This is a genomic window from Ketogulonicigenium robustum, from assembly GCF_002117445.1.
Lineage (GTDB): Bacteria > Pseudomonadota > Alphaproteobacteria > Rhodobacterales > Rhodobacteraceae > Ketogulonicigenium > Ketogulonicigenium robustum.
Window position 1 is genome coordinate 1776387 of record NZ_CP019937.1, and the last position, 14313, is coordinate 1790699.

The 14313-nt window shown below is 64.5% G+C and carries 15 protein-coding genes; 7 read left to right on the forward strand and 8 right to left on the reverse strand.

Going from position 1 to position 14313, the window contains the following annotated elements; all coding sequences use genetic code 11:
- Positions 1–6: 6 nt before the first annotated feature.
- The 3 genes from BVG79_RS08820 to BVG79_RS08830 all read right to left on the reverse strand — a co-directional run bounded on the left by BVG79_RS08820 (position 7) and on the right by BVG79_RS08830 (position 1638).
- A complete protein-coding gene (locus BVG79_RS08820) occupies positions 7–399 on the reverse strand; it encodes a cytidine deaminase (RefSeq protein ID WP_085786563.1) in 393 nt (130 codons plus the stop codon).
- 59 nt (positions 400–458) lie between these two features.
- Complete coding sequence (locus BVG79_RS08825; RefSeq protein ID WP_085786564.1) at positions 459–752, reverse strand: hypothetical protein; 294 nt, start codon at positions 750–752, stop codon at positions 459–461.
- 121 nt (positions 753–873) lie between these two features.
- Complete coding sequence (locus BVG79_RS08830) at positions 874–1638, reverse strand: NAD kinase (protein ID WP_085787336.1); 765 nt, start codon at positions 1636–1638, stop codon at positions 874–876.
- Between the two features lie 173 nt (positions 1639–1811).
- Here BVG79_RS08830 and glyA point away from each other — a divergent pair, with 173 nt between their 5' ends.
- The gene (gene glyA, locus BVG79_RS08835) at positions 1812–3098 is read left to right on the forward strand and encodes a serine hydroxymethyltransferase (RefSeq protein ID WP_085786565.1); all 1287 of its coding nucleotides are present in this window, start codon (positions 1812–1814) and stop codon (positions 3096–3098) included.
- 88 nt (positions 3099–3186) lie between these two features.
- Here the strand turns inward: glyA and BVG79_RS08840 are convergent, their stop codons facing one another.
- On the reverse strand, positions 3187–3534 hold the full coding sequence (locus tag BVG79_RS08840; RefSeq protein WP_236951343.1) for a hypothetical protein: 348 nt from the start codon (positions 3532–3534) through the stop codon (positions 3187–3189).
- Positions 3535–3629: 95 nt separating this feature from the next.
- Here BVG79_RS08840 and BVG79_RS08845 point away from each other — a divergent pair, with 95 nt between their 5' ends.
- From BVG79_RS08845 to BVG79_RS08855, 3 genes are all read left to right on the forward strand, one after another.
- Positions 3630–4424 carry an alpha/beta fold hydrolase gene (locus tag BVG79_RS08845; protein ID WP_085786567.1) on the forward strand — a complete coding sequence of 265 codons (795 nt, stop codon included), beginning with the start codon at positions 3630–3632 and terminating at the stop codon, positions 4422–4424.
- Between the two features lie 84 nt (positions 4425–4508).
- Positions 4509–6308: a translation elongation factor 4 gene (gene lepA / locus BVG79_RS08850; protein ID WP_085786568.1), complete on the forward strand. Its 1800-nt coding sequence runs from the start codon at positions 4509–4511 to the stop codon at positions 6306–6308.
- An 83-nt stretch (positions 6309–6391) separates the two neighbouring features.
- Positions 6392–6706, forward strand: a complete 315-nt coding sequence (locus tag BVG79_RS08855) for an arginine transporter (protein ID WP_085786569.1) — start codon at positions 6392–6394, stop codon at positions 6704–6706.
- Between the two features lie 126 nt (positions 6707–6832).
- Here BVG79_RS08855 and rpmB read toward each other — a convergent pair whose 3' ends face one another.
- Both rpmB and BVG79_RS08865 read right to left on the reverse strand, forming a co-directional pair.
- Positions 6833–7126 (reverse strand): 50S ribosomal protein L28, encoded by a 294-nt coding sequence (rpmB, locus tag BVG79_RS08860; protein WP_085786570.1) that lies wholly within the window; start codon positions 7124–7126, stop codon positions 6833–6835.
- 137 nt (positions 7127–7263) lie between these two features.
- Complete coding sequence (locus BVG79_RS08865) at positions 7264–8103, reverse strand: alpha/beta fold hydrolase (protein WP_085786571.1); 840 nt, start codon at positions 8101–8103, stop codon at positions 7264–7266.
- Positions 8104–8167: 64 nt separating this feature from the next.
- Between BVG79_RS08865 and hrpB the strand changes: the two genes are divergently transcribed.
- The 3 genes from hrpB (at position 8168) to BVG79_RS08880 (ending at position 11921) form a co-directional block, all read left to right on the forward strand.
- Positions 8168–10561 carry an ATP-dependent helicase HrpB gene (gene hrpB / locus BVG79_RS08870; protein WP_085787337.1) on the forward strand — a complete coding sequence of 798 codons (2394 nt, stop codon included), beginning with the start codon at positions 8168–8170 and terminating at the stop codon, positions 10559–10561.
- 64 nt (positions 10562–10625) lie between these two features.
- Positions 10626–11171 carry an NUDIX hydrolase gene (locus BVG79_RS08875; protein WP_085786572.1) on the forward strand — a complete coding sequence of 182 codons (546 nt, stop codon included), beginning with the start codon at positions 10626–10628 and terminating at the stop codon, positions 11169–11171.
- A 99-nt stretch (positions 11172–11270) separates the two neighbouring features.
- The gene (locus BVG79_RS08880) at positions 11271–11921 is read left to right on the forward strand and encodes an exopolysaccharide biosynthesis protein (RefSeq protein WP_085786573.1); all 651 of its coding nucleotides are present in this window, start codon (positions 11271–11273) and stop codon (positions 11919–11921) included.
- Positions 11922–11952: 31 nt separating this feature from the next.
- Here the strand turns inward: BVG79_RS08880 and argF are convergent, their stop codons facing one another.
- Entirely contained in the window at positions 11953–12879 is a 927-nt protein-coding gene (gene argF / locus BVG79_RS08885) for an ornithine carbamoyltransferase (protein ID WP_085786574.1), read from the reverse strand.
- A gap of 1 nt (position 12880) precedes the next feature.
- The gene (locus tag BVG79_RS08890) at positions 12881–14062 is read right to left on the reverse strand and encodes an aspartate aminotransferase family protein (protein ID WP_085787338.1); all 1182 of its coding nucleotides are present in this window, start codon (positions 14060–14062) and stop codon (positions 12881–12883) included.
- Positions 14063–14313 lie beyond the last annotated feature (251 nt).

Below are 14313 nucleotides of genomic sequence, written 5' to 3' on the forward strand. Positions count from 1 at the left end.
GGAACCCTAGTCGCGCTGCATATGGGCGACGGTGAACACACCCGGCAGAATCTGCCCGACCGTGGTTTGCAGCGTTTTCCCCGCCATCGTGGCTAGCGTCACGGGCACATCGGCATCGGCAAATTCGGCCAGCTTCTGCCGGCACCCGCCGCAGCAGGGCACAGGCTCGGGGCTGTCGGCAATCACCGCAACTTCGGCGATGCGCGTATCGCCACCCGCGATCATCGCGGCAATCGCACCGGCTTCGGCGCACGTCCCTTCGGGATAGGCCACGTTTTCAACGTTTACGCCCACATAGACCTTACCCGATGCAGCGCGGATCGCCGCCCCAACCTTGAAGTTCGAATAGGGCACATAGGCGCGATCCCGAATCGCGCGCGCTTCGTCTACCAGCGACATGATCGCCTCCGTTTGATCTTTTGGTCAGATTGGCGGGGCCGCCCGCGCGTTGCAAGCGCCTAAAGCGCGCCGCGCGCCCACGGCGGGGATGGCGCGCAGTAATCCAGTCCGCCCTGCCCGTCAAAACCCGCTATCGGCACGCCAGCGGGACCTGCGTGCACCACAACCGCTTGCGCCCCCAAATCGGGCGCGATTTCGGGGTCAATTGCGCACAGGTTGACCGCAACATCCGCGTCGCGCACCGGCTCCGCAGGGTCGCGCCCCAGCACCAGCCACAGCGTGCCCGCACCCAGCACCGCCAGCACCACCGCCGGCATCGCAAATGATGATAGTACCGCCCAGCCCCAGCGCATAGCACACCTCACACAGCCCCCTGCGATACTGCAGGGAAAATGTGACAACGGCGCATGAACTCGGCGTGAGCCGCACCCCAGCCGGCCAGTTTCAGCCACCACCAAAAACGCGGCTTAAAATTCAGGCGAATTGCTCGGAAATCAGGCGTTCTTCCAGCCCATGGCCGGGGTCGAACAAGATCCTGTGCGACACGGCGGGCTCGGATTGCATCTCGACCACCGCAATATCGGTAAAAGGTTGCGAATCGGCGTTCGCCATGACGGGGCGCATGGCGGGGTCGATCACCTCGATCCGCACAACGGCTGCGCGGGGCAGTACGGCCCCCCGCCAGCGGCGCGGGCGAAAGGGTGCGATGGGCGTCAGCGCCAAAACCTCGGACCCGATGGGCAGAATCGGCCCCATCGCAGAATAATTATACGCGGTCGACCCCGCGGGGGTGCTGACCAACGCCCCGTCGCAAACCAGTTCGGGCAAGCGCAACCGCCCGTCGACATACACCCGCAACTTGGCCGCCTGCGGCCCCGACCGCAACAACGACACCTCGTTGATCGCCAACGCCTCGGATACCGCGCCGCGCACATCCACCGCCCGCATGCGCAGGGGATGGATCACCTCTTGCTCGGCCGCGGCAACGCGGGCGTGTACCCCTTCGGCGCGGTAATCGTTCATCAAAAACCCAACCGTCCCGCGGTTCATACCATAGACAGGCAACCCGTGGCTTTCCTTGGCGTGCAAGGTGCTCAGCATAAAGCCATCGCCCCCCAGGGCCACAATCGCATCGGCATCCGCCATCGGATGCTGACCATAAAGGCCGACCAATTCGGACAAAGCCGCTTGAGCGATGGGCGCGCGGCTGGCCGCGAAATGAAGTCTGGGCTGCGTCATTTTCATGTCCGAAAGCGATATGGCCCAATTTCTGGGCGGCGCGCGCGCGAAAGGCAAGCGCGCCCTGCCCCCTCGTGGCGTTTTTCCCTTCTATTCGCCCCTTCCTTCGGGGTAGGAAACCCGCAAAACCCGCCGCCATAGTTCCCAAGAACAGTTACCAAGGATTGGCCACGATGACCGACACAACCGCGTTCTTCACCCAAGACCTCGCCACCGGCGACAGCGCCGTTTTCAACGCCGTGACGCTGGAACTGGGCCGCCAGCGCGACGAGATCGAGCTGATCGCCTCGGAAAACATCGCCTCGCTGGCCGTGATTCAGGCGCAAGGCACGATCCTGACGAACAAATACTCCGAAGGCTACCCCGGCAAGCGCTACTACGGCGGCTGCCAATACGTCGACATCGTCGAAACGCTGGCGATTGAGCGCGCGAAAGAACTGTTTAACGTCGGCTATGTGAACGTGCAGCCGAATTCGGGCAGCCAGATGAACCAAGCGGTGTTTCTGGCGCTGCTGCAACCGGGCGACACGTTCATGGGCCTCGACCTGAACTCGGGCGGTCATCTGACGCATGGCTCGCCGGTGAACATGTCGGGCAAGTGGTTCAACGTGGTCAGCTATGGCGTGCGTCAGCAAGACCAGATGCTGGATATGGACGACATCCGCGCCAAAGCCCTGGAACACAAGCCGAAGCTGATTGTCGCGGGCGGCACCGCCTATAGCCGCGTGTGGGATTGGGCGGCCTTCCGCGCCATCGCGGACGAGGTTGGCGCCTATCTGATGGTCGACATGGCCCACATCGCAGGCCTTGTTGCCGGCGGCCAGCACCCCTCGCCGGTGCCGCATGCCCACGTGGTCACCAGCACCACCCACAAATCGCTGCGCGGCCCGCGCGGCGGCATGATCATGACCAACGACGAAGCAATGGCCAAAAAGATCAACTCGGCCGTTTTCCCGGGTCTGCAAGGCGGCCCGCTGATGCATGTGATCGCCGCCAAGGCCGTCGCTTTCGGCGAAGCGCTGGCCCCGTCGTTCAAGGATTACGCCGCCCAAATCGTGAAGAACGCCAAAGCCATGGCGGACGAGCTGCAAAAGGGCGGCATCGACATCGTCTCGGGCGGCACCGACAACCACCTGATGCTGGCCGACCTGCGCCCCAAATCGGTCACCGGCAAAGCGGCCGAGGCCGCACTGGGCCGCGCCCACATCACCTGCAACAAAAACGGAGTGCCCTTCGACCCTGAAAAGCCCTTCGTCACCAGCGGTATCCGCCTTGGCACCCCCGCAGGCACCACGCGCGGCTTCAAGGAAGAAGACTTCCGCCAGATCGCCCGCTGGATCGTCGCCGTCGTCGACGGGCTGGCCGCACATGGCGAAGACGGCAACGGTGAAATCGAATCACGTGTGAAGGCCGAAGTCGAAGCGCTGTGCGCCCGCTTCCCGATCTACCCCAATCTGTGATCACACAGATCCTGTAATGTGATCACAAGGGTGCTGCTCATTGTCGCGGGCAGCACCCTTTTTTATGGCCAGCTGATCGGCGCAAATGTTAACCGCGGGTCAGGCGCCACAAGATCAGCAAGGCCAGAATCGCCAGCACCGCCAGCGCCATCGTGCCCAAAAATCCCAACACGCGGCCCCATAGCCGGTCCAGCGGGTTGATCGATTCCAGATGGTCGCGCACCAACGCAACGGCGCGGTTTGCATGGTCGAAATCAACCATTTTCAATAACTTGGGGTTCTTCGCCAATTCCGACACCTGCGCCAGATACCACGCCTCGGTGCGGATGGCGCGCGGCAGCAAACGTCCACCACGCTGCAACTGCCGCTGCAGGCTGGCCCCGCGCAGCCCATGCTTTTCACGCATCAGCTGACGGATCTCTTCGGTTTGTGTCAATAATTGGTCCTGTGTCATAAAGCTGCTTTACCCTTGCGGCGCGGCGCGCTCAACGTCTCTGGCGCGATGGATATGCGATGGGATAGAAGTGCTGCATGTTGAACACGATCACACACGGTGAACCGGGGCCACGCCGCCCCATATTGATAGCGCACGGCTTGTTCGGGTCGGGGCGGAACTGGGGCGTGATCGCCCGCCGACTGGCCGACGAAGGCCGGCAGGTCATCGCCGTGGACATGCGCAACCACGGGGCCAGCCCGTGGTACCCCGACCATAACTACTTCGCCATGGCCCAAGATCTGGCCGAAGTGATCGAGGACAAACTTGGCTCGCGCGCGGATGTGATCGGCCATTCGATGGGCGGCAAGGCCGCCATGATGCTGGCCCTGACCCGCCCCGAACTGGTGCAGCGCCTTGTCGTCGCCGACATCGCGCCCGTCACCTATACCCACAGCCACATCGCCAGCATCGATGCGATGAAAGCCGTCGACCTGCAGGCCGTCACCACCCGCGCCGAGGCCGCCGCCGCCCTGAACATGGATACGGCGACCACGAACCTGCTGCTGCAAAGCCTCGACATGGCGAATCACCGCTGGAAGCTGAACCTCGATACGCTGGGGCGCGAGATCAAAACCATCGCCGGCTTCCCGCAGACCGGCCTGCAGTACCACGGCCACGCCCTGTTCCTGCGCGGCGCCGAATCGGATTACGTGCAGCCCGAACACCGCGAAACCATCCGCACCATGTTCACGCGCCCCCACTTCGCCAAAATCCCGGGCGCGGGCCACTGGCTGCAGGCCGAAAAACCGGCCGAGTTTTTCACCGCCGTCTCGGCCTATCTGTGCAAGGATTTCGAGGTCGAACACCCCCGCACCCCCGCCTTGGCCTGATCGCCCGGCGCAAAGCGGAAAAATGCGTGAAACACCGCTGTGCGGGCGCTTGACGGAATCCCAAATCGCCCTCATAGCAGCGCCATGACCGATCTTGATCACATCCGTAACTTCTCCATCGTGGCGCATATCGACCACGGCAAATCCACGCTGGCCGATCGCCTGATTCAGGAGACCGGAACCGTCGCGGGCCGCGATATGAAAGAACAACTGCTCGACTCGATGGATATCGAGCGCGAGCGGGGCATCACGATCAAAGCCAACACCGTCCGCATTGATTACAAGGCGGACAACGGCGAAGCCTATGTGCTGAACCTGATCGACACCCCCGGCCACGTCGACTTCGCCTATGAAGTCAGCCGGTCGATGCGCGCTGTCGAAGGCTCGCTGCTGGTCGTCGATTCGACCCAAGGGGTCGAGGCGCAGACGCTGGCCAACGTGTATCAGGCGCTGGACGCGAACCACGAAATCGTGCCCGTCTTCAACAAGATCGACCTGCCCGCATCCGAACCCGACCGCGTCGCCGCGCAGGTCGAAGACGTGATCGGCATCGATTCCTCGGACGCGATTCTGGTGTCGGCCAAAACCGGCGTCGGCATCCACGAGGTGCTGGAGGCCATCGTCCACCGCCTGCCCGCCCCCAAAGGCGACCGCAACGCCCCGCTGAAGGCCATGCTGGTCGACAGCTGGTACGACAGCTACCTTGGCGTCGTGGTGCTGATCCGCGTGATGGAAGGAACCATCAAAAAGGGCGACCGCATCCGCATGATGGCCACGAATGCCGTCTACGGCGTCGACCGCTTGGCCGTGCTCAAGCCGCAAATGACCGACATCGCCGAGCTTGGCCCGGGCGAAATCGGGGTGTTCACCGCCAGCATCAAGCAAGTGCGCGATACCCGCGTCGGCGACACCATCACGCATGAGAAAAAGGGCACCCAGACTGCCCTGCCCGGCTTTAAACCCGCGCAACCCGTAGTGTTCTGCGGCCTGTTCCCCGTCGATTCGGCCGAATTCGAAGACCTGCGCGACGCGATTGAGAAGCTGGCGCTGAACGATGCGTCCTTCAGCTACGAGATGGAAACCTCGGCCGCGCTCGGCTTCGGCTTCCGCTGCGGGTTCTTGGGGCTGCTGCACCTTGAAGTTATCCGCGACCGGCTGGAACGCGAATACAACATCGACTTGATCACCACGGCCCCGTCGGTGGTTTACCACGTCTTTATGCGCGACGGCACGCAGATGGACCTGCACAACCCCGCCGATATGCCCGACCTGACACTGGTTGACCACATTGAGGAGCCGCGCATCAAGGCCACCATCATGGTGCCCGACGACTACCTCGGCGACATTCTGAAGCTCTGCCAAGACCGCCGCGGCGTGCAGTTGGACCTGTCCTACGCAGGCAGCCGTGCCATGGTCGTCTACGACCTGCCGCTGAACGAAGTGGTGTTCGACTTCTACGACCGCCTGAAATCGGTGACCAAGGGCTACGCCAGCTTCGACTACCAACTGTCCGGCTATCAGGAAGACAGCTTGGTCAAGATGTCGATTCTGGTGAACGAGGAACCAGTCGACGCGCTTTCGATGATGGTGCACCGCGACCGCGCCGACATGCGCGGCCGCGCCATGGTGGAAAAGCTGAAAGAGCTGATCCCCCGTCACATGTTCAAAATCCCGATCCAAGCCGCCATCGGCAGCAAGGTCATCGCCCGTGAAACGCTGTCGGCCATGCGTAAAGACGTGACCGCCAAGTGCTACGGCGGCGACGCCACGCGGAAGCGTAAACTGTTGGACAAGCAAAAGGCCGGTAAGAAGAAGATGCGCCAGTTCGGCAAGGTGGACATCCCGCAAGAGGCGTTCATCTCGGCCCTGAAAATGGACAGCTAAAGATCACAACATGTTCAGCATCAGGGGCGACCGTTGTCTGGTCGCCCTTTTTGCGTCATAATGGATAAAAAAGGGGCAGTATCATGCGCGTAAAACCCATCGTGACCGGAATCATGGCCGCGACGGCGGCTTTGGCACTCGCAGGGTGCGGGCCCCGTGGTGCGATTTCCGACGCTTGTATGGCGGGCGGCCGCTCGGCGGCGAATTTGCACCTGTGCTCTTGCGTGCAGGGCGTTGCAAACCAAACCCTGTCTGGGTCAGACCAGCGCCGCGCGGCGGGCTTCTTTACCGAGCCTGACAAAGCCCAGCAAACCCGCGCCTCCAGCAGCACTGGCGACCGCGCATTCTGGGGCCGCTATCGCGACTTCACCAACACCGCCTCCAGCCGCTGCGGCTGATACGCGCGAAACAGCCGCCCATTGGGCGGCTTTTTTGTACGCGGCGTGGCTTGCGGGCACGCAACCGCCCAAAAACAAAAAAACCCGGCCAAACGGCCGGGCTTTTCGTTTGGTCTGAAAGACCGCTTAGGCAGCTGCAGCAGCAGTAGCCTTGGCGATTTCTTTCTTCAGCTTCAGCGCATCGGCCGACAGCTCTTCGTCTTTGGCGCGGGCCAGATAGGCGTCCAGACCACCACGGTGGTCAACCGAACGCAGGCCAGCAGCCGACACGCGCAGCGTGAACGAACGGCCCAGAATGTCCGACTGCAGCGTGACATCTTGCAGGTTCGGCAAGAAACGACGCTTGGTCTTGTTGTTCGCGTGGCTTACATTGTTGCCCACCATCGGGCCTTTTCCGGTCAATTCGCAACGGCGCGACATGGTTTTAGTCCTTCGTATCAAGGCCATACGACGCTTGATGCGGCGCGATTGGCACAACGGTTCATTGGGGTAGCAAACCTGCGGTCAGGCGGACTACCAAATCAGCTTTGGGCAGTTAAGGGGAATCCCAGCCAAGGTCAAGCCGATTCCCCGCTTTCGCCATCACCCGCAACCGCCGGCAAAGCCGCCGCGCGCGTCGCGGCAAAGGCGGCAAGGGCGTCATGCCCCGTGCGCGCCGCACGCTGCGACAACCGCTGCCAATACCCTTGCGACAAAGGCCGCGCAGCGCGGTGGGCGGCCTGCACGGCGGCCACATCGTCACCTGCTAGCGCGGCTGCGCGCTGCAACCACCACTGCCCCCGCACAGCGCGCAAACTGCGAATGGCCGGATGCCCGCCAAAGGGCAGCACCACACGCTGCAGGCGCGGAAACGCGCGCCCGATCAGCGCGGCGTGCAACCGATCCTCGGGCACGAACGGGTCGAACACCAGCATACCGCCAACCGCCGCGTTAGCGGCCAATACGCCCGGCATCGCGGGGTAGCGCCCCTCGAACGGCACCACGGCAGGGTCCAGCGCATATTGCGGCGACACCACCACAGCCCGATCCGCCCGCAGCGCGCTGGCAAAACGCAGCGCGCCAAATCCCCCCATCGAATACCCCAGCAGATGCACGCGCTGATACCGCGCAGCCAGCGCGGGCAACACCGCCTCCAGCGCAGCGGTATCGGCGTTCATATACCAGTCGTTGCGCGCGGTGCGGATGGACAGCTGCCCGTACCCCTGCCGCGCGAAACTGCTGGAATGCGTCGCCGCCGAAAACCCCGCGCGCCCCTCTTTGCGATAGTCGAACACCACCATCAGCTGCTGCCCGTTCACGCCGCTTCCGCCCGCAAAATGCGTCGCGCGCAGATGCGCGCCCTCGAATATACTCTCGGGGATCAGAATGCGTTTTCCGGTGACGGGCGGGCTGGTCATGCGCCCCTCTGGCATGAAAACCGGCCTCTGGTCAAACAGCGCCGCAGCGGGGATAAGCGGGGCCATGACCCTGCCGATCGACCCCCTGCTGCCCGACCTGATCACCGCCTTACGCGACGCGGGCCGCGCCGTGCTGCAAGCGCCGCCCGGTGCGGGTAAAACCACGCGCGTGCCGCTGGCAATGCTGGCGGCGGGCCTGACCACGGGCCGCATTGTCATGCTGGAACCCCGCCGCCTTGCCGCGCGCGGCGCCGCCGAACGCATGGCCGAAACGCTGGGCGAAAAGACGGGCGAAACCGTCGGCTACCGCATGCGCGGCGACAGCCGCACCGGCCCCGCCACCCGCATCGAGGTGGTGACCGAAGGCGTCCTGACCCGCATGATCCAATCCGACCCCGAATTGACCGGCGTCGGCGCGGTGATCTTCGACGAATTCCACGAACGCTCGCTGCAGGCCGACCTCGGCCTCGCCCTGATACAAGAGGTCCGCGCCGCGCTGCGCCCCGACCTGCTGCTGCTGGTCATGTCGGCAACGCTGGATGCCGCGCCCGTCGCCGCACTGCTGGACGATGCCCCCATTCTGACAGCCGAGGGGCGCAGCTACCCCGTCGAAAACATCTACCTCGACCGCCCGCTGCCCGCGCAAACCCGCTTTGAAACCGCCCTCGCCGACCTGATCGCCAGCGCCGCGGCCGAAACCACCGGCGACATTCTGGCCTTCCTGCCGGGCGAGGGCGAGATTCACCGCACTGCGGGCCTCCTCTCGCGCCTCGGCGACGGCTTTGCGATCCGTCCGCTGTTTGGCAATATGCCCTTCACCGATCAACGCGCCGCGCTGGCCCCCGACCCGCAGCGGCGGCGCGTGGTGCTGGCCACCTCGATCGCGGAAACGTCGCTGACCATCGCGGGGATCACCGTCGTCGTCGATGGTGGCCGCGCCCGTCGCGCGCGGTTCGACCCCGGCAGCGGCATGTCGCGCCTGATGACCGAACGCGTCACCCGCGCCGAGGCCACCCAACGTGCTGGCCGCGCGGGCCGCACCGCCCCCGGCCGCGCCTATCACCTGTGGACACGCGGCGAAGACGGGGCGTTGCAAGCCTTCCCCCCGCCCGAAATTGAAAGCGCCGACCTGACCGCCCTTGCGCTGGAACTGGCGCTGTGGGGCGACGACCGGCTGCCCTTCCTCACACCCCCACCCGCCCCCGCATTGGCTGAGGCACGCGCCCTCCTCGGCAACCTTGGGGCGCTGGATGGCCGTAGCATCACCGCCCATGGGCGCGCCTTGGCCGCGCTGCCGCTGCACCCGCGCCTTGGCCATATGCTGCTGCGCGCAGGCCCCAAAGCCGCCCCGCTGGCCGCGCTGATGGCCGACCGCGACCCCCTGCGCGGCGCAGGCGCCGACCTGCACCCCCGCCTTGCAGCCCTGCAACGCGGCGACACGCGCGCCGATCCGGCTACCCTTGCCCGCATCCGGCAGGAGACAAAGCGCCTCGCCCCCATGGCGGGCCCGCCACAGCTGGACAATCCCGCCCAAATGGCCGCACTGGCCTACCCCGACCGTATCGCCCAGCGCCGCCCCGGCGATCAGCCGCGCTTCCTGCTGTCGGGCGGCAAAGGGGCCATCCTGCCCGACGACGACGCGCTGGCCAGCCAGCCATGGCTGGTCGTCACCGATACCGACGGCAACCCGCGCGAGGCCCGCATCCGCAGCGCCATCGCCATCACCGAAGCCGACATCCGCGCGCTGTTCGCCGACCAAATCACCACCCATCACATCACAGAATGGGACAGCCGCAACGGCCGCGTCATCACGCGCCAGCGCGACATGCTGGGCGCGCTGATCCTGTCGGACAAGCCTTGGCCCAACACCCCGCCCGACGCGATCGCCCGCGCCATGCTGGCCGGCGTGCGCGAGATGGGCCTAAACTGGACCGACGCCGCCCAGCGCTTTCGCGCCCGCGTCGCGCTGCTGCCCACCCTACCCGCGATGGACGATGCAACGCTGCTGGATCAGGCCGACGACTGGCTGCTGCCCCACATCAGCGGCCTGCGCACCGCCGCCGATTGGAAACGCTTCGACATGCTGAACGCCCTGCGCGCGCGGCTGGACTGGGGCCAGATGCAGCAACTCGATACCGCCGCGCCCAGCCACTTTGTGACCCCGCTGGGCCGCCGCACCCCCATCGACTACAGCGGCGACATCCCCACGATCGAGGTGCGCCTGCAGGAAATGTTCGGCACCGCCCGCCACCCGACCATCGGGCACACCCCGATTCGCATCACTCTGCTGTCACCGGGCGGCAAACCCGTGCAGGTCACCACCGACCTGCCGGGCTTTTGGGCGAACACCTACGCCGACGTGCGCAAAGACATGCGCGGCCGCTACCCCCGCCACCCGTGGCCGGACGATCCGTTGCAAGCCGACCCAAGCGTGCGGGCAAAACCGCGCGGAACCTGATCGGCGGTTGACATGCGCGCACGATCCGGCAGGTTCACCGGAACTGAAAGGAAGACGCCGCCCCATGTCCGTCCAGATCCCGCCGCGCAAAGGGCGCATTGCCCAGCGCAAAAGCCAGCTGGAACGTACCCTCAGCACCGGGAAACTGGGCAAATCGCCCTTGGGCGGCATGGTCGGCCACGCCGACCCGCTTTACCATCAGGTGGGCGCGCTGTGCTGGCGCAAAACCCCAAAGGGGCGCGAAGTTCTGCTGGTTGCGGCATCGTCGGGGCGCTGGATCATCCCCAAAGGCTGGGCGATGCCCGGAAAATCCCACGCTGCCGCCGCCCTGACCGAGGCCTGGGAAGAAGCCGGCGTCAAAAAAGCCAAGGCCAAGAACAAACCCATCGGGCACTATATGGCTATCAAACGCACGCTGGGCGGCGATGACGTGCCGGGCATCGTCTATGTCTTTGCCGCCAAAGTGCGCAAAATGTCCGACACCTACCCCGAGGCGACGAAGCGCGCCCGCCAGTGGCTGCCGCCGGCCCGCGCCGCAGCCCTTGTCGACGAAGACGGCCTGCGCGCACTCCTCCTCGCTTTCGACGGCACGCCCGACGCCGCACTCTGACGCGATCACAATCCCACGTGGTCGCCTGCAAAAGCGTCGACATCCCGCGCCGCAACGTCCACTCTGGCCCTATCGACACGCCTGAACCAGAACGGACATATGACAGACAACATCCCCCCACGCCCTACGCCGCCGATCCCGCCGCAAAAGACCAGCCTTGCGCAGGTCCTGCGTAGCATCGCCGATGGCAGCCAAGACGAGCGGATATCGATCCGCATGCTCCTCGAGGCGATGGATGGGCGGGCCTTCGGCGCGCTGCTGCTGCTGTTCGCGCTGCCCAACGTGCTGCCCGCACCGCCGGGCACGTCGGGCATCCTCGGGCTACCGCTGATCTTCCTGACGCTGCAAATGATGCTGGGCCGCGACCCGTGGCTGCCCAAAGTCATCGCAGACAGGTCCATGCCGCGCACGGGGTTCGTCTCGTTGGTCGACCGCATCAACCCCTGGCTCGACCGGGCCGAGAAGCTGACCGCGCCGCGCCTGCAATCGCTGATGAACGACCGCACCGAACAGATCATCGGCGGCTTTTGCCTGATCCTCGCCATCGTGCTGGTGCTGCCGATCCCGCTGGGCAACATGATGCCGTCGTTCGCCATCTGCCTGATCGCCCTCGGTCTGCTGGCGCGCGACGGGCTGTGGGTGCTGGCGGGGCTGCTGACGGGGGTGGCATCGCTGGTTATCGTCAGCGGCGTCGTCTACGCGCTGATCAAGGCGGCGCTGTTCATCATCATGAAGGCCTTCGCCGGATAAAGAAAAGGCGGGGTCACCCCCGCCTTTCAACTTACTTTCCCAAACACCACCGCATGACGGCCTTTTGCGCATGCAGCCGGTTCTCGGCCTCGTCGAAGATGACCGAATGCGGCCCGTCCATCACGCTGGATGTCACTTCGTCCTCACGGTGGGCGGGCAGGCAATGCATGAACAGCGCATCAGGCTTGGCCTGCGCCATCAGCACATCGTTCACCTGATAGCCACGCAGCTGGTTGTGCCGGCGTTCCTTGGCCGAGGCCGGATCGTGCATCGACACCCATGTATCGGTCACCACCAGATCGGCCCCCTCGACGGCGGCCATCGGGTCACGCTCGATCACCACATTCGCGCCAGCGGCCTGCGCCTCGGCGATGATGGCGGCCTCGGGGTCCAGCGGTTGCGGGCCAGTGAAGACCAGATCAAAGTTGAACTTCGCCGCCGCATGCACGAACGAATGGAACACATTGTTCCCGTCGCCCGACCAAACCACCTTCTTGCCCGCAATCGGGCCGCGATGTTCTTCGTAGGTCAGGATATCAGCCATGATCTGGCACGGATGCGTGCGGTTGGTCAGCCCGTTGATCACCGGAACAGTAGCGTATTCAGCCATCTCCAGCAGGGTTGCTTCCTCGAACGTGCGGATCATGATCATATCGACATAGCGCGACAGCACGCGGGCGGTATCGGCAATCGTCTCGCCATGACCCAGCTGCATATCGGCGCCCGACAGCACCATCGTCTGCCCGCCCATCTGGCGCACGCCCACATCGAACGACACCCGCGTGCGGGTCGAGGGCTTTTCGAAAATCAGCGCCACCATGCGACCCGCAAGCGGCAGGTCGCTGTCGGGGGCGCCCTTGGGCAGACCCGCACGCGCGTTCTTCATCGTCTTGGCGCTGTCGATCATCAGCCGCAAATCGGCGGCCGAGGTCGCATTGATATCCAGAAAATGTCTCATCTTATTTGCCTGTCTCCAGCGTGCCGGCAATGGCATCCAACCGCCGCAGGCCCTCGTAAATATCTTCGTCGGGAATGTTCAGGGCGGGCAGCAAGCGCACCACATTATCGGCAGCACTCACGGTCAGCAGCTGGGCCGCATAGCCCGCATTCACCATCTCGCCCGCCGGCGGCTTGCACTTCAGCCCCAGCATCAGGCCGCTGCCGCGCACCTCCTCAAACACTTCGGGGTGCGAGGCGACCAGCCCCTCCAGCCCCTGCCGCAGCAAACCGGCCTTGCGGTTCACCTCGCCCAAAAATTCGGGCGTTGCGACAACATCCATCACCGCACCACCAACAGCGCAGCCCAACGGGTTGCCGCCATAGGTCGACCCGTGCGTGCCAGCCGTCATGCCTTGAGCGGCGTTTTCGGTGGCCAGCAGCGCGCCCAGCGGAAAGCCCCCGCCGATGCCCTTGCCAACCATCATCACATCGGGCGTCACACCCGACCACTCATGCGCAAACAACTTGCCCGTCCGGCCCATGCCGCACTGCACTTCGTCCAACACCAGCAACACGCCAGCCTCGTCGCACAGCGCGCGAATGGCTTTCATATCGGCGTCGGGCACGGGGCGAATACCACCCTCGCCCAGCACAGGTTCAAACATCACGGCGGCAATATCATCGGCGAAAATGTGTTCGCGGATCGCGTCAACACTGCCCCACGGCAATTGCGTAAAGCCCGGCAGCAGCGGGCCAAAGCCCTTCACCATCTTTTCCGACCCCGCCGCCGCAATCGCCGCCGAGGACCGACCATGGAACGCCCCCTCGAACGTCAAGATCCGCACCCGCTGGGGCGCGCCCTTCACATACCAATACTTGCGCACCATCTTGACCGCCAACTCGGCCGCCTCGGTGCCCGAGTTGGTAAAGAAGCACGTGTCGGCAAAGGTCGCATCAACCAGCTTTTCCGCCAGCGCCTCTTGCTCGGCAATGTGGTAGAGGTTCGAAGTGTGCCACAACTTGTGCGCCTGCGCGGTCAGCGCGGCCACCAGTTCGGGCGCCGCATGGCCCAGCACATTCACCGCGATCCCCGCCGCGAAGTCCAGATAGCGTGTGCCGTCCGTCGCGGTCAGCCAGGATCCTTCGCCGCGCTCGAAGGTCAGGGGTGCGCGGTTATATGTCGGCAAAATGGGCGAGATCATCACGGGTTTCCTATGGATCAAGGCCTTTTGGTGCCGCAGCGAAACGGCCAAGTCAACGCCGGAAAGCACATGGCATGCGCCCCAAATACGTGAACCTGACCCGACAAAGCGGCCAAAGCGGCAAATTTTTCAAGAAGACGGGGGCTGATTGGCCATCAGCAGGGCATGACGGGGCAGTCGCTGAAAATCAGCGTCGGCGTCGCAGTGCGGAAATGATCACGGTTACGGTTGTCATACGCCCCGCATAGCGC